This is a genomic window from Carboxylicivirga fragile (genome assembly GCF_050589805.1).
GTDB lineage: Bacteria > Bacteroidota > Bacteroidia > Bacteroidales > Marinilabiliaceae > Carboxylicivirga > Carboxylicivirga fragile.
Window position 1 is genome coordinate 1 of record NZ_JBNGOY010000060.1, and the last position, 21,999, is coordinate 21,999.

Below are 21,999 nucleotides of genomic sequence, written 5' to 3' on the forward strand. Positions count from 1 at the left end.
AGTGCTACTTCATATTTTATAATGCTTGATGGTAACACATTAATAACAGTATTTGCATCTGATTTTAAAGAGTAGATATAGGAAAGTTTATTTCCGCTCTCCATACGTATTTTTGAATCCAAACGACTAATGTCTTCTTGGCCATTATCGTTAATCGCAATTACAGCTTCAGCTACCGCATATTGGTTTTGCAGATGAAGACGTAATATGTCCTTTTCTATTTTTCCAGATTTTAGAGAAGCGGTTCCATGAACACGTTTGCTTATTTTCATATAAACATCTCCCGCCGTTTGACGAGATACCCAGAAGCATTGACCTGGAGCTATAGTTCCATCAAATGTGTCGGATGGAGTTGATATACCTGTAGTAACATTAAATGTTGCCAATGTCCGGTTTGCAGGATCACTTCCAGTTCGCACATATACTGATCCAGTTGTGTTTCTGAAGTCACCAGTACTTGGATCTTCAGCTACTAACTTGTAATACGATGGATAGGGATTAGCAATTAATTGCATTCCTGCAATAAGCGTTTTAGATAAATCAGTATTATTCAGTGTTCCTTTATGTCGGACATCTTGAATAGTTCCTTTCAGGCCTATGGCATAGCCCGTTAATGGATCAGTGTCAAGACTACCACCAGTTAAGTTATTCCATCCACCACTATAACCATAAACATTATAACTGCCTGTGGCATCATAAGAACTCATTTTTGCATTTGAAATAGAATGCCCAACATACCAGTAACGATTTAATTCGTAATTCCAGTTAAGGGTTACATCACCTATTACGTTACCTTCTACAATAAGCGAACTTGGTTTAGAGTCTGTGTTTTCAACAATAAGGTCGCCGTTTAGGGTGGCATCACTATTTATGCGAACTGTAGCTCCAGGTTTAATTGTTAAGCTAGCGTTATTAGCGATCTCAAGATTTTTCATTTCTACATTAGTGGATGTTATAACTGGGAAAACATCACCATGATAAGGATGTTCAGGAATAAAGATATCTGTAGAATTATCTGGAACAACTCCAGTTGACCAATTTTGAGGTACATTCCATACATTTGAAGCTCCTAACCATCCTTCTGTAGCTATATTGATAGTGTAGTCTTCTATTTCACCTGTACCTGCTCCGCAAGGAGTAGCAGGATTGTTTTGATCCGTAATTTGGACTCGCATTCGTGTAGCCCCATTACTTGCTGATGCAGGCACCGTTATTGATCCATTAAATACAATTACACCTGTTGATGTCGTATTTCCAAGATCAATTTTTTCATTTGTATCTTCAAAATCACCATCACCGTTCCAATCTATCCATACATAGGCGTAAGCTCTGCCTCCAGCATTATAAGCTCCCAGGTCAATATCATAAGATTCATTCACGATCATTTCTGATGATTGTGATAAATAATCGCCGTATCCTGCATCATCGCCACTTGTATTGTTGACTGTATTAACGATGACATTGGTTAAATAGCGATTGCCATTTGAAGTATGTGCCGATGGGCAATACAAGCCAATATTTACTTCCTCTGATTCAATATTGGTAAGGCCAGTAGCAGTTGCTGTTAAGGTAACTATGTTGGAGGAAGTAAATGATAAATTAGTAAATGTAGCAAGTCCATTTGTAGCTGTTGAGTTAACTGTAGTACTTGCTCCAGGATTCATCACAATACTTACGCTATTTGTGATTGATACAATACCTGAATAATCGGTGTCGATGTTCCCATTAACATCGCTTGCAGCAACAACGGGTACGTTTGCTAAAGCAACATCTACAGTTGCATAAGCAGATGGTTGCTGATCATATGTAAGTTCAGTGGCAATCACATCAATGGCAATAGCTCCACTGCTCACAGTTTGATTCTTTATAAAATCATCACCAAGTCCGGTAACAATATCATTACTTTTAATTTCAAAATCGAAACTATCACCTTCCACGAGACCAATAAGGTCAGTATTTAACCAGATCTTAAGTTGATATGTTTCTGAAGCAAGATTGGCAATGGTTATTATATCAGTGCCTGTAAATGTAATTGTAGAACTGGTAATGCTGCCTGCTAAACCAGCTACATTAAGATCGGGTCCAAATAGTAATGCACCGGCTATGGCCTCTGTCCAGTTATCAATTGTGTTACTTGCACCTTTGCTTATCACTAATTGTTGCAATCGTGTTACATCATTGTACAGTGAAGTGTTATCAGTAATGAGTACATCCATCACTTGAACAGAGTTAGCTTGTGAATTTGCGATAGAGCTAATCGTACTTGGTTCAGTGTCTGTTCCGTCAGCTATCTGAGAGGTTGCAGCGTAAATGCCGCCAACCTCTATGTTGTCGATGCAAAAAGCCAATGGTCCATCAGAAGTATTATCGTCATTAAACCAAGCGAATTTCAATGTTGCCATTGATCCTGTGTGAGAAGATAAATCTATTACTTTATTTGTCCAAGCATTGCTTCCATAGAATTCTTTAGGATCACTTATCCGTTGATCACCACCTCCTGTATTAATATAAACTTCTCCGTAATCATATACGGTTCCACTCCATATTTCACCTTCGCATTGCCAATCGAATGACAAACTTGCCGATTGCAAATCAGTTAGATCTATATTTACTTCAATCCAAGATTCGGATTCACTGTCTTCATCGTAATCAGCAACGGTACTTGCTCCGTCTCTAACGTAAGTGGAGCGATTACCTCCAGCAAATACATTTGTACCTCCTAGAAGCCAATTGTTATTACCAGTATTGTTTGTACTCCATTCAGGATACCCATCTGCATTATCTTCCCAATCTTCGCTAAGAACTGGTACTTTTGCAGGTGTATTGGCATTGCTTTCGATACCAGATGAGTAAATACCATTACGTGAAGAAAATGCCTTGTAGTAGTAAATGGTACTGTAATTAAGTGGCGAATGATCAATTAACAATAAGTCACCTCTATAAAGTACAGTTCCTCCTCCTGGTAATACATCACCTTCATCATAACTTACGCCTTCTACCGGAATACCAAATGTTCCATCAGATGACCATACCACTAGTACGTCATCATCGTAAGAATTTTTTGTCCAACTCAAATTATTTAACAGGTCATTTGGGTTAGTTGCAGAAAATGAAGCAGGATCTTCAATTGTTCCAGTTATATGCACATCATCAACGCAGAAACCCGGATTTTCGGCAGTGCCACCCGTATAATTGCGCCATCTAAATCCAACTGTAACTATATCATTAAGGTAACCATTTGCAAAATTATAGGTTTCGGTATTCCAAGTTGAAGAATTTTTATATTCTTCACTGTTTGATACTCTATTACCATCTACATATAATTCGCCAAATGCACTATTGTTTCCATTTAGCATCCATTCGAAGGTCATTTGAGCAGAAGTGAATCCTCTCAAATCAACTTTTAATTCCATATAGGTATCCGAAGAATAATTTATGTCGTAACCTGCAGTAATACCATTATCGCCTGATATATATGCGGATTGTGTGCCTGTATTGGCCAATGCTTTACCTCTTACCCAAGCGTTTTCATAGCCTGAATTAAAGTTCCATGCAGAAACATCTCCTTCAAACCCTTCGTTGAATGGTAAAGAAACAGGCAAGCTTACTTCTGTAGTTAATGCACTTGAATAAGTACCTAAGTTAACGGACCATATAGAATAGTTTAACTTTCCAGAGAATTGACCAGTGTGCGTAAATGCTTCTAAAGAACCAACATAAATTACTTCTCCACCCCCAGAAAGGTAGTCTCCCACTGTGTAGGTTGTTCCACTTTCAGGTCTTCCAATTGATCCATGTGATGAATAAGCAATTATTACATTATCATTATCGACACTTTTTTGCCAAGTTAAGTCTACTTCTGTGGCCGAATTAGATGAGCCTGAAAAACTTTGTGGACGTGCTACTTCACTTCCAATGATTCTTACTTCATCAATACAGAATGCTGGGTCTTGTCCAGATCGTCTATCATTATACCATCTATATCCAAGGTCAAAATTTGTTCCTATGTATGCGGTAATATCCACTGCCCGTTCAACCCAAGTTGCCTGATTAGCTAACTCAATATTAGGGATTAATTGAGTATTTCTATTTTCGCGAACAGATCCTCCGTCGTAGCCATCTTCTGCTATTCCCTTCCAGTAAAAAACCAATTCCGCACTCTTGTAGTTTGAAGGAATTGCGACTCTTTTTTCTAAGTAAATTGTAACGTTATTTGTAACATCATGATTGTAGGCTGCTGTTGCTCCTCCGTCATTAGAAATGTACGCTGAACCGACACCCAAATAAGATTCAGCATTACCAATAACCCATTCATTTCCTCTTGATGGACCACCTAAAGTCCAACTTTGCGCATTCCCATTTTCAAAATCTTCATAGAATATCGTTGCAGAACTAAGGCTTTTTACCTCAACAGAACGTTGAAGAGAATATTCAAAAGTTGTTGCATTATAAGACCAAATACGAAAGTATGTTGTTGTGCCTGGGGTTATTCCAGATTGTGTATGGTTTTCTAGTGATCCTTTGTAAACAATTGTAGATCCATCACCAATATCATCATTTAAGTTGTATTCTGTGCCAATGGTTGGCATACCACTTAGCTCAGAACTAGCCATTGTAATTATGACAGGTTCGGATAAGGTGTTAAGATTCCAAGTTAAATCAACTGAATTACTTGTTAGGTTTGACGCTGTGAAATTAGATGGTGCTTCGATGTTTGTTGCAACCAGTTCAATGTCATCATATGTAATTCCATCATTCCTTGTTGTGCTAGTTGCTCTATAGTTATCTTCTTGTCCAAAACGTATTTGTAAGTATGAAGCGGGTAATTGACTACTTAGTGCAGATAATAGATCAAGACCTTCAACACTAATCCAATTACTTGCACTGCCCATGTTTGCATTAATGTCATATACTTCAACCCATGTTTGAGAGTCATCATTACCTGTTCGAACCCAAACTCTATCGTTCGGGTTGTCTTCTTCGCCATGATGCGTAAATGCGAATGAAAGGTAAAACTCTTTTAGATCTGGAAATGCGGAAATATCAACCAATGCTGTTAAATAATTAATAGTTTGGTTGTTATCCCTTTCTGTGTCAAGTGTTGCAGCATTGCTCCCTGTATGATAAAAGTTATTACCCGCTGCTAAACGCAATCTTCCTCTGTTATCTTCTGAATAAGTCCATGTATTAGTTAAGACAGGAATAGGATCAGTACTCGTTGTATAGGTTTCGTTACCAGCTTCCTCAAATCCTTCGGTCCAAAATTTTGCCGTTTGTGCTTTGCTAATACTAAGTGATGCGATGGAAAGCATTAATAACAAAGAAGATAATCTTTTCATTTTGTCTGTTTAAACTTGTTATAAGGCGTTGTACGTAATGTTTAAGAATAGTTTTGCTAATTTGGACAAAATAATCAAAAACCTTTACGAGTGTCACAAATTTGTCGATTATCAGTCCTTAATATAGTTAACGTTTGTCGATTCAATTTGTGGTTGACAAAGAAAATAAAAAACTACTTAACAGCCAATGCTTTTTGATTATAGAGCTACTTTGTTAGATTAAATTAACAAACAGGTAGTGTTAATACGAAGATAGCTTCAGTGTGCTAACGACAGGAGGTGTCTGATGTAAATGTTTACTCCACCTTTCTCAATGCCTTCCACTCAGCAATGCAACACACTTTTCCTTTAAGTACAGGGCATTTGCTTTCTAAAATACTTTCTACATCAGAAGGTTTTGAGATGCCATTGAAGAGCTCTGATGGGAATTCAGTATCACTTAGTTCTAATTCTGTATCAACATTGCGTAGACCAAATGTGCGAACATGAATCTCTTCGAAGCCCGGCATTATCTGATTAACATCTATAACATAACTGAATGCACCAACACGATCTTCGGCTACAACAGGTACAACATGGAAAGCTCTTTCGACCTGAGGTAATAATAACTGGCGAAACTCCCGGCCTGAAATGCCCAATACCATAGATACAACAATGCCACCCGAAATAACTATTTCACCTGGTTTGTAACGCTGGTAGTTAAAGTGAATGGGGTGTGTATTTTTGAAATAGGTGGCCCAAAATAAGTTCTCACTTTTACCCACAGGTCGAACAAAGGGATGTAGTATTAAATCTCCTGATGCAAAATCATTAATCTTATTCTCGATGTTGATGCCTCTTACACGTGCCAGTATTTTTTCTTTAAAATGATGGTTACGCATAGTGCTCTCCGAATCTTCTAATTGATTATTTGAGCATTCAATGTATGGAAACAGCGTTACGCGTTCGAGAGCAAATACAGGATCTCCTTTTTGGTTGGAAAGCACATGCTCCGATACAATAGTAGAATACTTTTTGTCAGAAGTGGCATTTATGGCTTTAATTCGAATAGTACATGAAAAGGTATCTCCTGCAAAAGCCGGATTGAGGTATAAAGCATTTCGAACCTCGAGATGCAGTAAGCTTGAATGTGCAAAGTTTTCAACGCCCAGACTCAATGTTAGATTTAACAGGAATCCGTAAGGTAAAAACATTTCGTGAAAGCCCAATATGCCAGCAAACTCACGACTGTTTTCGGGATATGAAGAAGTAGGCATAAGTCCACTCCACGAGCTATGAATTGATTCGTCAACTGTAATGTTAAAATGACTTACAATTTCCTGACCAATAAATACCTTGTTTAAATCGAGGCCGTAACTTACTTTTCTGTTTGGTTTGATAAATCCTTTCATATACCGTAATTCTACGGTGACAAAAATAGAGTATTTACAAGATATACTAGCATGCTTATCAGTTAATAAGGCAACGAATGTTAGGCTTACTTACAATCAAAACTGATATTGTAAAGTTTTACTTTCAGATCCTCATCTATCCATTAATTCAGGTTTGAAATATTAAGATGGTTGGAGAAAAAAATATAGTAATTGGCAATGCAAGATCTAAATGCATGTTAGTTTTTAAACACAATGGCACGTAATCGTTTTTATTTCAACAATAAATTGTGTGATGTCAGCTCATTTTTATTTAACAGAGGGCACAGCTACTTAATTTCAATATTGAGTTCAGCTCCTGCCAGATCAGAATCACTTCCATAGTCAATAACACCTAATATACTGTACTTAGCTTTCGGCAAATCAGTTGGTAAATGAAACTTTATGGCTCTTTTACCTCCTGGTAAAACTGTAAATGCTTTTGTTTTTACACGTTGACTATCGCCAGTACCTAAATTAACAATGTCTAAGTACGGCGCACAATCTAGTATTGTCTCTCCTGAGTTTTCAACCTCCATACTAAGAATTTGCAACGTGTCTGATGCCATTGTGTTCTGCGTAAAACTAACGATGCTTGCTTCTTTATAGGTGACCGTTGGTGGCGTTTGGAATATATGAATCAAAAACTGGAAGGTCTGCAATATCTGCATACCAGTTTCATTCTCGGCGCCTCCACCAGATCCTGTTTTTTCTTTAGAAAGTTTCACGGCAGCTACGGCCCACCTGGCATTGTTCGCCTCAGGAACGTTGGGTACTTGCATCATGATTTCTACATCTTGTGTTACTCCCGGAGCTATCTCAAAAAAGGCTGGAGATGCTGATAACCATTGCGAACATCCGTGTTCATATTCGGTGTCGGTTATCAATTGGGTTTTGCCCTTATTACCATCAGAGGCAAAATTATTAAATGTTACTTGAAAAGTTTGCGGTGTGCTTCCATTGTTTGTTACCCTAATCTTTTGACCTTTATAGCCACCAAGTGATTCTTTATAGTATAAACGTGATGGTGTAACTGAAACGCTTTGAGCTGCCAAACCTAAGGGGAACAATAAACAAATTAGTGTATATGCGATCTTCATATTTTATTTTTTACTTTCTGACGTTATTAATTAGCATAATTACGAACTTCCGCTTCCGAAGTTTTGTATTTTTTCTTAAAAGATTTTAAATATTTTTTGGCCTCCTTTTCGCTCGCAAACTCACCAACCGAATAATAATACATGTCGCCCTCTTGATACTTATAGATAATGGCAATATCCGGCAGTGCTTCTTCAAAGTCGATGGGCGAATACTCTATGGCCGTAGATTCAATTTGTACCCTGTACTTATTTCTATCATCATCGGAGCTTATGGTTCTAAAAGCCTTATCGGTAGTGATTGTTTCGCTTGATACCTCTGTAGTAGAGCGTTCATTAACCGTAGTCTCTTCTTCTTTAACTGTCAGCTCTACTATATTGGCCTCCATAAAACCCAAATTCTTTATTTTCTTCAATAATTTTTTAGCAGCTGATTTCTTTGATAAGCCAGCTGTTTGATACCAGTAGTCGCCACCGTCGGCTACGATGCAATAAATAGCGGTAACAGTCTGTAGGGTGTCAAATTCCGATCGCATCATTTCTTGCTGTGTTGAATTAAACAAGCGTACGGCATGGCCCTGTCCAAGTTCACTTATGGTACTAATAGGCATTAAGTTGGGGTCTCTGCCATTGTTTTCATCTCTATTGTCTTTCACACGACCTGTACGTAAGATGGCATTCGACCCTGATTTACGACCAAAGTTAATGGTTCGACTACGCTCCGTTAGATGAAAGCCAACATTGTAATTTTGACCCGAACGGGTAACTGTTAATGGAATATTGTTTTCTACAAATTGATAACGCGTTCCTACGGCTCCTTCATTGATGCTTATAATGTAATCGCCATTTGGTAGGTAAAGGCTGTAGTTGCCGTACTGGTCGGTAAGTGTAGTTTGTGGTTCGCCCGATAGTTGATTAATTGCGCTCACGCGAATACCTCCCAATTGAATCGGTTTATCATCGGAGTGTTCGCCGCGCTCAACAAAAATACCTCCGCTCAAACGAGCCCCCTTTGATAATGGAATGGATATGATTTGGTTTCCATCAATGTATTTGTAGAACTCACTTCCACCAAACCAGCCTTCGGTTGCCATTAATGAAATGGTTTCTACTTTGTAATTGCCCTTTGGTAAATGCTGGTATTCTACCTTGCCTTCCTCATTCGATATGAGTTCGTATATGTTTTGCTGCAACATCAAATCATCTTCGGTAAAATTAGTTGTAGTTGGCGTTAAACGAACGAGCATGTTTTCAAAGCCAATCTCATCCCTATCCTTGACACCATTGCCGTTTAAATCGCGAAATACGACTAAGGTAGCTCTGTAGTTGCGGTCGATACCCGCAGGTACATTGATGTTAAACTTAAGACCAAATCCAAATTCTATACGACTCGATACGTCTGATGGCACTATGTAATCGTCGTTTAGTACAGGAGAGGTATTCGAGTTTATGCTCGTACGTTCATACTGATCATTGGCGTATAATAGGAAGTTGGCATATACACTAACTTGAAAACGATCCTGCAAATAATAAAATAACTCGGGGCGTGTTACCAATTGATGACGTCCTTGAATAGTGGTGTAGTTGTAATTTAGGTTAAGGTTTAAGCGCATTTTGTTTTTAGCCAACCAAGCTTCGTAGTTGGCCATGAGAAATAAACGTTGCGGATTATCAAGGGTATTAACATATATAAGCTGTTCATTTAAAAAGAATGGGCCATAATAATACCTAATATTCGTATTAAAACGCTTGTACCTTAACGACAGACGTATGTTTGAAACAAAGATGGGGTCTACATCGGGATGACTTTGAAAGCTGTTTTGACCAGCAAATACATTAGCAAAAAAACTGGTATTGGTGCGTAAGCGTGTTCGATACTCAAAGCCCAAGCCCCCTGTATTGGTTTCAATTTGATTGGTAGCGTAGGTGATGTATTCAGGCTTTATCACATAGCTATGCCCTTGGCTTGTGTACATCAGTTGGGCAAAATATTTTGATCGGCGGGTAAATACAGTATCCGAAACAGTTCCGTTGGTAGCTATAAAACTGGGCTGATTTGAAAAGAAAGAGGCTCCTCCACGCAATCGCATAGATGGTTTTAGCTGATAAGCTAAGGTCAAGGCCCCATTAACGACACCTCTTCGGGGCGCATAAGCTTCAGTATTGTATTGTCCATTGGCACTTATGTTGATACCCTTTACAACGCCCTGGTATCCGAGCATCGCACGATAACCTGTGATAGCAGTGGTGTCCAAAATGCTATAGTTCTCAATGCTGTAACCTCCACCCAACTGAATGTTATGTTGGTTGTTAATGCGGTAAGAGACATCGGCTGTTGCGTAATTAGTGGCTAATTGACGCACGGTATGATTAGTCGATTCAAAATAAGCTTCTCCTCTAATGCCATTTCCGCTATATTTATAAAAAGCCCCGTAGCCACTTAAAAAGGGCGTATCAAAGGGCGATGGATTGCCAATGTATAAACCACCTAAGCGGTGTTGTTTGTATTTATAGCTTGCTTTTAAGCCCTGACCAATTAATAGGCTACCACTTCGACCTGCTGTAATATCTCCTACCTCGACATTGTACAGAGGACTAAAGTAGCCGACGTAAAAATAATTCCCCAATAAAGAATTCCAATTCACTTCGTTTTGCACGAAAGTGGACTGATAGTAATACGTGAAATTGCGACTATTGCTTAAGCTTTTATAGCCGTATAAACCTAGCGAACCAAAGGTGTTGTCGCTAAGTACATTAAAGCTATTCCACTCAACAGTTAAAGGAAATGAACTAAATATCGATTCTTCAACCTTTCGTGAGTCTGATAGTTTTAGAAAGTTTACATTGCCTGTCCACCTGCCACCACTAGCATTGTATGATTTTTGATTTTTCACCTCTACCTTTAGTCGGTAGCGCTTTTCTTGCTCAGCAGAGCTTCTAAAATCAGGGCGGTAATCTTCGGCAACTCTTACTACATCAAAGAATAATAAGGTGTCTTGTCCTACTTTTAATCGAATGTTTTTTCTTTGTTCAGAGCTATTCTCCTTACTTCCTTTAAATTGAATCCCCGACTCAGTATTGGCTTTAATGACCAAGTCTTCATCGGCATTGCCACCGTTAACGAGTTGTAAGTAAAATGAAGAAGAATCGGCACCTGCTGGAAAATAGATGGTATTGGATGAAAGCGACGCATTCCAAGCCGAGGTTTTTTTAATTTGTATGTTCCAAATAGCATTGCCCACAGAAAAACCATTCATCGACAAAAATGCATTGGTAACATAGGTCATGTCGCCCTGTAACCTAGTTACGGGTTTTAAGCGAACTGGGATAAAAAGCGTATCATTGGATGAAACGATAATTTCTTTCATCGACTGGCCAAGTAGTTTCCAGCCGGCTGGAGGATTAACCATTAAGGTCATGGTTTGCTCAGAAGCAGTTCCGTTATAAACTTTAAGTACATTGCTAGCAAACTCACCAACTTTCGATTCTACATCGCCTTTTACAAAACTCATGGAAACATTGCCGGAGTTTTGAGCATTTACATATACCATCGTACTAACTGTTATGGCAGTTAATAAGCTTATTATACGGTATACAAAGTTTTGCGGCATCTATCAGAATAAATTATAAATCTTGAGATAAAATATAATCAATGCGCATACTATATGCTCCGGGCTGCAAACCAAAACCTGGAATAACTCTTAAATCCACATTAAATTTATAACACCCGGGCGATACCAAATAATTACCTGCTGTATTCACCCCTGTTGCAGGGCAATTAATTGCAGGATCTGGTGCTGCGGGCGAACCAATTATATATATTGGCGTTAGAATATCTTGAATTGGAAAAAAACCAGGCACTAAACTGGTATTGGATGCGTTACGAAATTGCATTTGTAAGATATCGATGGTTGGTACGGTTCCGCTAGGAGAATAAACAGCAGATACATCCCACTCGCCAGCTACCGTAGTAGTAGCCCCAACATACAAATCCCATTGTGTTCCTATGGCCTCAATGTTTAGCTCACAGGCATTCATAATGGTAACTCCTGAAATGTACTTCTGTACGGTATTAAAATCGAAATTAACGGTTGGTGATGTTTTCAAATCGAAACTAACTGATTGAGCACTAACCAATGTTGTAGAGGTAAAAACAAGCAGAATAAGAATGGTATTTTTCAGTAAACAGCGCTTTAGCATTGCTCTTTGTTTGATTAACTGCCTGTTAAAATAACAAAAAGAAGGTGATTCACCTTCTTTTTGTTGTAAATAAATAAAAGTATTGTTGTTCTATAAATCTTCAACCAATGAATAAACTACCTCAAGGTAGTAATATCCAGCCTGTGCATAATCTGGACCAACCATAGCTACTGTTGAGTTAGGGAAGGTAGCCGGAATAGCTGGTACCATTCTCATGTCTAATCTAAAGCGGTGTGTAGTAGGGTTTCCAGCTGCAGTGCCAGGAAATTGCGAATCAGTACCTGGAGCAGTAGTGCCAATGGCACCTGCCAAGAACTGTGTAGCAGCAGCAGGAGCTCCAGCAACAACGCCAGAGTTACCAAGACCTTTTAGTGATATGAAATTATCAAAGTTTTCAGTAGTCATAGGATTAGCAACTGAAGAGCGAATCTCTAATATCTCCGCAGGTAAAGCAGCATTACCGTTTGTTGAGTAGGCCTCAACCTGAGTCCATGTATCTGAATTAGCATAAACAAACAAATCCCACGATAAAGTAGCATCAACTTCTAGCTGTGTAGCATTAAAACGCGTAATACCCTGCTGGTAGTCGGTGATGTTCTTAAATGCAAAATCCACTTGGGGATTAGTTGTCATTGTTAAATTTAAAATTCCTCTTAAATCCATTGTTACGTAATTGTACTCTTCATCTGAGAGTTGCGCCTTTGAAATTTGAGACATACCCATAAACAAGACTGCGAAAAGAGCGATTTTAATTAGTTGCTTCATAATTGTTTAATTAAATTTCAATTCTTATTATCAAGTTGGGCTTGGAGACGTTAATACGAATCCACTTTGTTTTTGTTACATAAATAATCATTTCTATCAGTACTATTAGTGAAAAAACCTTGTCGGTTCTCATAACCAACTAATAGCGTTTGTCATTTTAAGGTAAAATACTAATAGTTTTAATAAGATGCTAGTTTGTAGGTAATTTTTTTTTGATCCATACTATTGTAGATCTTGTCGGAGATGTGCTTTTAAATGAAAAAAGCTCCGGTAAATACCGAAGCTTTTAGTGGTGACTCAGCAGGGATTCGAACCCTGGACCCACGCCTTAAAAGGGCGTTGCTCTACCAGCTGAGCTACTAAGTCATCCTTGTTTTTCTCAATTGCGGTGCAAAGATAGATCCTTTTCTTTTAATTGCAAATCTTACCCAAAAAAAAGTGACTTTTTTTCAATCTTTTTTTTCTTCCGTAGGCTTGGAGAAACTGTGTTTGTTCGTCAAGTTATTGTGAATTAAATGGTAAAGGTTAAATGATGATATTTTATTAAAACTTGATTTTTTTTCACTTCCGAGCTTAATTATTTTTGGATCAATTTACATGTTTAGAGCAAGGGGTAAATAAAAGTGCAATTGCTAGGAGAGAATTTGAGATTGTGGATGCATATAATACTTCACCATTTCCATATATTTTAGAATATTCAATTGTTATGTTATTAATTAATGTGCTGATAGTCAGCGTTATGGCTGCAGTAAAAGCTAGAAAGACGCGTAAGCACAATAAAGATGAAGAGGACGCCTCTGACGAAGGGCATGACAAATAAACTAATAATCGGAGTGAAGAAAGATAAAACCCGGATTATGTATTAGAATATTATCATGAATATTGGAGAATAAAAAAATACAAGAACTTACTGAGATGAATCATAGCACCGCTATGGTGAATTGAAGCAAGTTAGCGAAGAGACGTGTATTGAAGTAGTTTCAATATGGAATAGATCTTCTATTGCATATTGCGAGTTAAAAGAGGGTGTCCAAAAACTCTGAAAGTATCCGTTCACTGAGCGAAGTCGAAGTGATTATTGGTTGATAATCAGTATTAATCAAATTTCATCTCGACTATGCTCGATGAGCGAGCTTAGTTTTTGGACATCCTCTTTGTTCTTTTAAGTTTTACGGCTATCTGTAGTGCAGAATTATTGACTGTATTTAATCGTGATTTTTATTTTGTACCATCTCATCAAAAAAGGCTATGCTCTATCATGTGTTTATTAACTATATTTGGAGGATATCTAAACAAAGCCATTGAATACACGCATAATCCTCATATTACTATTAAGCCTTGGTTCCTACGTTTATTCACAGGAGAATTATCGAATAAAGAAGGTTAAGTTTAAGGGGAACAAGGTTTTTAATAATCTGAAATTAAAAGAACAGGTTTCATTACGCTCAACATCATATTTAGGAGAAAAAGTTTTTAAGAAAGACGTAGTTAATTACTCAAAAGCTTTGTACGAAGATGATGCAAATCGTTTGACCTTGTTTTATCAGAAAGAAGGTTATCTGAACTTTACTTGTTTAAAACCAACGATTGAAATTCGGAAAAATAGAAAAGTGATCGTCACGTTCAATGTGGATGAGGGCAGGCCAGTAGTTGTTACAAAGGTCAATTACATGGTTGATTCGCTGCATTCGATAGACCAAAGTTTATCTCGTAAAGAATTAAAGAATATTCGATTGCGCTCAAAGTTGCGCGAGAATACTATTTTTAAAGATGATTTTTGCCGACAGGATCAGCAATTGATTAATGAGCAGTTTAATAACATGGGTTATGCCTATTCGCAAGCTCTTTTTGCTATTGATGTTGATACCACTGCCTCGGAAGCAAGCTTGAATTGGCAAATAGTAAGAGGCAAGTTGACGCATTTTGGAGAAACCTTCGTGACTGGTAATGATAAGGTGCCAGAAAAAAAGGTTAGGCGTCAGATGACATTTGAAAAAGGTGATGTTTGGTCGAAAGAGGAAATTGATTTGACACAGAAACGTATTTATAACCTTGGTATGTTTCGCGTGAGTTCTTTAAAAACAATTGCAACAGAAGAGCAGCGCGATACTTTGCCTATTCAAATTAATTTAAAGGAAGCGCCACGTTGGACAACCCGTTTTGGTGCTGGTTATGGCAGAGAGGATAAATTTAGGGTTTTTGGAGAATTGCAGAAGCTTGGGTTTATTACTAGCACAGGGCGTGTTAGTTTATATGCAAAACACTCAGCGCTCGAGCCTTATAATATTTACCTTCGCTATACGCAACCGGCAGTTTTCTTTCCCATTAATACAATGATGATTTATCCTTTTATTAAAAAAGAGAATGAACCTGGTTATTCTGTTGAGAAGAATGGTTTTAACTTTTCTTTTTTGCAAAACTTCACGGATAACTTCAATACGTCTATTACTTTGTTTTATGAGGATGTTCAGCAGGATACAACTGATATTGCTAGTTTGATTGAGCGTGAGTTCGATGAGTCAATTTATACTAAGTCGGGTATATCTTTAGGATTTAATTATTTAAATGGGCAGCCTAAATTAGATCCTGTACGCGGCTTTTCCTTAGCACTAAATGTAAAAACCAATGGTCTTTATGTAACGCGCGACATGCCTTTTTACCGAAGCTTGTTGGAATATAAAAAATACCTGGGGATTAGTTATGGACTAACTTTAGCTTTCAAAGGCAAGGTTGGAGGCGCAAGCGCCACGGATGGTTCCGGCTATCTGCCACCCGAAGAGCGATTTTATGCCGGGGGTGGGCATTCTGTGCGAGGTTGGTCAAGAGCTGATTTGGGGCCAAAAGATCATAATGGAAGGCCAATAGGTGGTAAGAGCTTATTGGAAGGTAGTATTGAGGCGAGATTAAATATTACGCACAGTTTAATTTTTGCCGCCTTTATGGATGGAGGAAACGTGTGGCTCGATTCATTTACTTATCGATTAAAGGAACTGAAATATGCAGCTGGTGTTGGTGTGCGGTATTCTACACCAATTGGCCCTGCAGGTCTTGATTTTGCGCGTCCGCTTTTTGGCGAAGGTAATACCTGGCAAATACATTTTAATATTGGTCATCCGTTTTAAGCATGGTAATGAAAGCATTAAAATACCTTACTTATGCGCTTGGTTTAATTTTATTAACCATGCTACTCTTGCTGGCATTTACTCAAACAGCTTGGTTTAAAAGTATCGCAAAAGATCAGCTTGAGAGGCTTGTAAGCGAACAATTAAATGCAAGCGTGAGTATTGGTGAAATTGAAGGTAATTTCTTTAATAAATTGAGTGTGCATCAGCTTGCACTTACTGGTGATGCCGATTCAACAGAGATGGCTTCTCTTGAGGCCTTGAGGATTCGCTACAGCTTATTTAAACTGCTAAGAAATAAAATTCAGCTTGATTCTATTGTGCTAACCGGTTTGGATGTTGAGTTGATGCAATTGGAGGATAGTACCTGGAACATTGCTCATGTTTTACCTACACGTAAGGAAAAGAAGGATACGGTAAAGGCAAGTTTTCCTTTTGCCATTAACGCTGATAATATCATTATTCGAAACATGCAACTGAAGGCTCAGTCATATATTAATATCCTTCCAAATGCGATTAATGATATTAACCTGGAAACAAGTTTCTATTACGATTCAACCCTGATAAAAACACAATTGAAAGCATTTAGTTTAGTAGCTTCAGAGCCTGATATACGAATTGATCAATTAAGTGCCATTTTCCAAAAACAAAAAAAGGAAATGCAGTTGGATAGTTTGGTCTTGCAAACACGATACTCTAGCATTGGAGCAAATGCTTCCTATGAGGGCTTGAGTGAAAATAGGCTTGACTTAGAAAGTAATCCTTTGAGTAATGAGGAATTAAAGATTTTTATTCCGAGCATTCGCTTGCTGTGCGCGCCAGTTATTGAAACGGATTTTTACAGTTCCAATGATAGTAGTTTTGTTGATTTTAACCTAGGTATTGATGGTGAACAGATTCATTTAAAGGCTCAGTTCTTAAGTCTGAGCAAGGTGCTGAATAAGGAAAAAGTTAAAGTGCCTTATGTGGCAGACGTGAAGTTTGTAAACGTGCATCCCGAAAAGTGGTGGGAAATGCCCAATACAAAAAGCACCATTAATGGTGTTGTATCCATCGCAGGGAATGATTTATTTAATTACAAGGATGGGGCCAAGCTTTTTACTAATTTGTCAAATTCATCTTACCAGGATTTTAAGTTTGATAGTCTGCTAATTAATGCCGATCAGAAAGGGGATAGAATTAAATCTCAATTGAAGTTGCGGTCTCGTTTAGGTTCTGCCCGTGGTTCAATTGTTATAAATAGTTTGTTTGATAATCCTGAATATGAAACCGCATTGGATATTGAAAATATTCTTCTCTCTGAAATTATACCGAGCATTGATAGTTCCGGGATTAGAGGATATGTACGATTACGAGGAAGAGGTTTCTCACTTAAGGATATAAATGCATCGTCATCGATTGACTTGAAACGCAGTGTTATTTATAATGTGCCAATTGATTCGGCCAATATTGAACTAAGTTTGCTTGCTAGTGAATTAGGCGTTTCACTTGGTCATCTTTTTTTACCGGGTGCCAAGGTTGATGTGTCGGGTAATTATGGCCTGAAGAATCGTGGAATTGATATGAAAGCGATCATTGAAAGTGATTCATTACAATTTTTAGATGAATTTAAACTACCGGAATTTGATTTTCACTCCGTAACAACTACGGCAAAAGCATCAGGAAATGTTGATTCACTTGTGGTTAATGGCGAGGTGTTGGTGCAAAGTTTTAAAGGGTTTTCAATTGAAAGTAACAGAGTTGGGGCGGATTATACTTTTAATCTATTGAACGGACAATTTTCAAGTAGTGCCAATGTATTAGCGGAGAAGTTTGTGTCTGGAGGGGTGCTCGTGGATACTGTTGAAGCCAATTTAAACTACCAAGATTCGCGATTGAAAAGTGAATTGAATTTGATGACGGATAGTGTAAACGTGTTTATGAGAAGTGCCTTGGCCATAGGTGATACCATCAGTGTAAACATTCCGGAAATGGAGGTGCTTGCACCTTTCCTTCATTATTACATTGCCGACTCAATAAATGCAATTCATTACAGCGATCATAAAATTGAGGTAGATAATTTGTTGTTTAAGAGTAAACTTAATGATCAATTTCTGCTGAAAGCAGATGGTCAGATAAATAATATTGGGGCACAGGATTTCTCATTAAGTATTAAAAACCTTGACTTACAAAGAATCAATCGTTTTAATATTATACCTGAAGCTATTCATGGTTTCTTAAGTACTAACCTGATGTTGAGTGGCCAACCTTCATCACCCAATTTAGTAATGGATTTTCAACTAACACCAGGTAGTTACGGAGAGTGGCAAACGCCTGCTTTTGAAGGGATTGTGATGTTTAAAGAGCAAAAACTAAATACGCAATTATTAGTGCCTGCTTTGGGCAATGATTTTGAATTAAATTATTCATCGCCACTCGTTTTTGTACTCGATAGTAGTGGATTAGATTTTCAAGCACCGGAAACATTTAATGCACAACTGCGAATTGATTCAGTTGATATTACCCAACCGCTTGAAAAGGAACAGATAAATGTTTCGGCAGGAGGAAGTGTGTGGGCTGATTTGGAGGTGAGTGGTAAGTTTTCAGAGCCACAATTTTATGGTAACCTCGGGCTGCGTGATGGTCTATATCTTGATGAAAAGTATGGCTTTGATTTCTCCAATGCTAACATGAGTCTCAGCTTTGATGGAAATGCCATGAACATTGATACATTCATTGTTAAACGAGAAGATGGGTATCTGTCGGTGAGTGGTGAAGCTGCATTCGACTCCAGTATGATTACTGGCAGAATTGTAAGTTCAACCCTTAAGGCGGATGCTGATAAGTTCTTTTTAGCACGGCACAAAGATTATGAAATTCAGATTGATGCTAATACTTTTATTCAAAGTGTAAATAAGAAACAGGAGTTTGGAGGGAAGATAAAAGTGCTACGGTCTGATTTCTATTTGCCTGCTTTTATTGTTGATGACGAAGAAACAGATTACGAGGATATCCCACTGCTTGTTCAGGCTACAATGGTAAAAGATAGTATTGATGAAAATGTTATTAACCTTTCACCAAAAAAGAAGAAAAGCAAACAATCGAACTTCATGAAATCACTTACAGGACGATTAAGTCTTGAAATACCAAGAAATACTTGGTTGAAAAGTGAGGAGATGAAGATAGAAATATGGGGTGATTTAGAAATAGAGAAAAGTAGTACGTATTTTGAGTTGTTTGGCGAAGTAGGAATTAACCGAGGCCACTATATATTGTATGGAAAGAAATTAAATATACAGGACGGAAAGATAAATTTTCAAGGGGGCGAGACTATAGATCCAATATTAGATTTTAAGGCAATTTACACATACCGCGGGGCCGATAAACAAAAGCGTGATTTGGAGCTTTTAGTTACAGAGCGCTTGTCTGAACCTAAAATTAATTTCACCTTGGATGGCATTGCATTGCCCGAGGCCGATGCAGTTTCAATATTGCTGTTTGGCAAAACAATGGATGAGATGAGTTATGCCGGGCAAAATGGTATTGTTGGATCGATGGGTACAAATATGGTGGCTCAGATGGTGACATCGCAACTAAGCAAAACAATTGGTACACGATTTCAATTGGATATGATTGAGGTGAATGCTACTGAAAACTGGCAGAGCGCTGCATTTGTAGTGGGTAAATACATTACAAATGATTTATTTGTAATTTATCAACGAGGCTTTGGTGAAACCGAAGGTGATGAAATAACACCGGAAACGGTTACCTTAGAATATGAATTAAACCGAATTTTATTCTTCCGATTACAAAGTGGGAGTTCCAAAGATTCAGGTTTTGATGTAATTTTGAAGTTTGAATCGAAAAAAGATTGAAGCAATGATGAATGTAAAAGAGTTAAAATCGAAACATAAGGCTATTTGTACAACATTAGCTGGCAAGAAAGTAAAAGATGCTTTGGATCTGATTCAATCGTTGGCTAAAGAAACACACAACGGAGATATAATTGATGCGCATTATAATCTTGAATTCACTTATAAAAATATTTTACGTTACACAGTAGAGGGCATCTCCGACCCTGAACGCCAAAAAATATATAACCACCTTGTTAAAGATGTTTATCAGTTGTCTGATAAAATATTCACGCACCTACTTGATAAGTATTCGAGTGATATGGTAAGTGAGTTGCAACGAGAGTTTAAGGATGTTGAATTAAGTAGTTTGCTAAACGAGTTTAGTGAATTGTGGGGAAGTATTGAACTCCAGAAAGTGCTTGACGCAAATGCTGAGAATAACAGTGAACTGCAAGAGTGGGGATACAAAATGTTTCAATTCCTTTGGAGCAGTGAGTCCAAGGTTAGCATAGAGATTGATTCGCTGCACAGCTATTTCAAGAATGAAAGTTACCCTTGGCATACGAAATCTTTGATGGTTGCTGCAATCAACTTGTCTCTAATGCACCGTTTCTCGCCTGAATACCTTCGCTTATTAATGGATTTGATGGTTAGTAAGGATGACCAGATAAGTGCCAGAGCCATTACAAGTTTGTTAATTGCATTTTCGAAGTACGACGACCGCTTGCCTTTATATCCTGATTTGTATACGCGTTTTTTCATGTTGATTGAAGAGTATGAAATGGAAACCTTGGTGCAGAGTATAGTCATTCAATTAATTCGTACCCAGGAAACTGAAAAGATTTCACAAAAACTACATGATGAAATTTTGCCTGAGGTTGTGAAAATGCAGCCAAAACTGAAAGAGAAGCTGGATCTTGAGAACATGTTGAGTGAAAATATGATGGATGATAAAAATCCAGAGTGGGATGAGCTTTTTAAAGATTCGCCTAATCTGATTTCAAAAATGGAAGAGCTGACTGAATGGCAGATGGAAGGAGCCGATGTGTTTTTATCTACCTTTCAGCACCTAAAGCATTTTTCATTTTTTAATAATATCTCCAATTGGTTATTGCCGTTTTATTCTAAACATCCCGAGATACAAAAGGCAATCGAAAATGAGGATGACGTGTTTAAGAACGGTTCATTATTAGATGGCTTGGGCGATTCTCGTTTTTTATGTAATTCCGATAAATACTCTTTAATCTTGAGTATTCCACATATGCCTGGTATGCAGAAGGACTTGATGGGACAAATGTTTTCGGCCGAACTGGAACAAATGGCTGAAATAGCAAAAGATGAAGAAGCTTTAAAAGCAAATCAAGGAAAATTGGTTGCTTCTAATCAGTTTATTCAAGATTTGTATCGTTTGCTTAAGGTGCATCCTCAAAGGCATCAGTTGGAAGATGTGTTTAGTGAGCGGATGGATATCCATAATAAGTGGTTTTTTAAACAGTTGCTTGGGGATATTAATTCTCTGAGAGAGATAGGTGAATACTATTTTAAGAAGGAATATTATGACGATGCTATCGATATCTTTCAATTGTTACTGTCAAAAGATAGCAATAGTGAGGCTATCAGTCAAAAGCTTGCTTTCTGTTACCAGAAGTTGAAGCAATACGACAAGGCGCTTAATATGTATTTAAAGGCGGACTTGTTAGGTGATGAAAGTGTTTGGAATAAAAAGAAAGTAGCGCTCTGTTATCGTAATCTGAAACAACCAGAAAAAGCATTGCAATATTATAAGGAGGCCGAAAATATCGACCCAGAGAATTTGCAAACACAAGCGTCGATTGGACATTGTTATCTTGAGCTGGAAAATTTTGAGGAAGCCTTGAAGTATTATTTCAAGGTGGAATACCTTGCGCTGGGTAATAGTAAGGTAGGGCGACCAATAGCGTGGTGTTCATTTGTGTTGGGTAAGTTTGATCAGGCTGAGAAGTATTATCACAAGTTATTGGTAGCTGAAAAAAATAAACATGATTTGATTAACCTGGGGCATACCTTGTGGTGTAAGAAGCTGAGAAAGGATGCTTTGGCAAATTATCAAAAAAGCATAAAGTTACCCGATCATTCCTTTTCTGAATTTTTGGATACTTTCAGTGAAGATTTACCTTATTTAAAGAAGCATGGTATAGATGCGCAGGATATACCATTGATGTTGGATCAGATCAGGTATTCACTAGAAGATTAGT

10 protein-coding genes and 1 tRNA gene are annotated in these 21,999 nt (G+C 37.8%); 4 read left to right on the forward strand and 7 right to left on the reverse strand.

What is annotated here, in order from left to right:
- The 7 genes from ACRD7B_RS19945 to ACRD7B_RS19975 all read right to left on the reverse strand — a co-directional run.
- A partial coding sequence (locus tag ACRD7B_RS19945; protein WP_430826413.1) for a GEVED domain-containing protein occupies positions 1–5,339 on the reverse strand: 5,339 nt, incomplete at its 3' end.
- A 296-nt stretch (positions 5,340–5,635) separates the two neighbouring features.
- Positions 5,636–6,730 carry a hypothetical protein gene (locus ACRD7B_RS19950; protein WP_430826414.1) on the reverse strand — a complete coding sequence of 365 codons (1,095 nt, stop codon included), beginning with the start codon at positions 6,728–6,730 and terminating at the stop codon, positions 5,636–5,638.
- A 308-nt stretch (positions 6,731–7,038) separates the two neighbouring features.
- Positions 7,039–7,848, reverse strand: coding sequence for a fimbrial biogenesis chaperone (locus tag ACRD7B_RS19955; protein WP_430826415.1), 810 nt, complete (start codon positions 7,846–7,848; stop codon positions 7,039–7,041).
- Positions 7,849–7,874: 26 nt separating this feature from the next.
- Positions 7,875–11,456, reverse strand: a complete 3,582-nt coding sequence (locus ACRD7B_RS19960) for a COG1470 family protein (RefSeq protein ID WP_430826416.1) — start codon at positions 11,454–11,456, stop codon at positions 7,875–7,877.
- Between the two features lie 13 nt (positions 11,457–11,469).
- Positions 11,470–12,045 (reverse strand): hypothetical protein, encoded by a 576-nt coding sequence (locus ACRD7B_RS19965; protein WP_430826417.1) that lies wholly within the window; start codon positions 12,043–12,045, stop codon positions 11,470–11,472.
- Positions 12,046–12,135: 90 nt separating this feature from the next.
- Positions 12,136–12,810 (reverse strand): hypothetical protein, encoded by a 675-nt coding sequence (locus tag ACRD7B_RS19970; RefSeq protein ID WP_430826418.1) that lies wholly within the window; start codon positions 12,808–12,810, stop codon positions 12,136–12,138.
- A 290-nt stretch (positions 12,811–13,100) separates the two neighbouring features.
- Positions 13,101–13,176 (reverse strand) — tRNA-Lys (locus tag ACRD7B_RS19975).
- A 217-nt stretch (positions 13,177–13,393) separates the two neighbouring features.
- Between ACRD7B_RS19975 and ACRD7B_RS19980 the strand changes: the two genes are divergently transcribed.
- From ACRD7B_RS19980 to ACRD7B_RS19995, 4 genes are all read left to right on the forward strand, one after another.
- Positions 13,394–13,630 carry a hypothetical protein gene (locus ACRD7B_RS19980; protein ID WP_430826419.1) on the forward strand — a complete coding sequence of 79 codons (237 nt, stop codon included), beginning with the start codon at positions 13,394–13,396 and terminating at the stop codon, positions 13,628–13,630.
- A gap of 481 nt (positions 13,631–14,111) precedes the next feature.
- On the forward strand, positions 14,112–15,932 hold the full coding sequence (locus ACRD7B_RS19985) for a BamA/OMP85 family outer membrane protein (RefSeq protein WP_430826420.1): 1,821 nt from the start codon (positions 14,112–14,114) through the stop codon (positions 15,930–15,932).
- An 8-nt stretch (positions 15,933–15,940) separates the two neighbouring features.
- Positions 15,941–19,786, forward strand: coding sequence for a translocation/assembly module TamB domain-containing protein (locus ACRD7B_RS19990; protein ID WP_430826421.1), 3,846 nt, complete (start codon positions 15,941–15,943; stop codon positions 19,784–19,786).
- 4 nt (positions 19,787–19,790) lie between these two features.
- On the forward strand, positions 19,791–21,998 hold the full coding sequence (locus ACRD7B_RS19995) for a tetratricopeptide repeat protein (RefSeq protein ID WP_430826422.1): 2,208 nt from the start codon (positions 19,791–19,793) through the stop codon (positions 21,996–21,998).
- Position 21,999 lies beyond the last annotated feature (1 nt).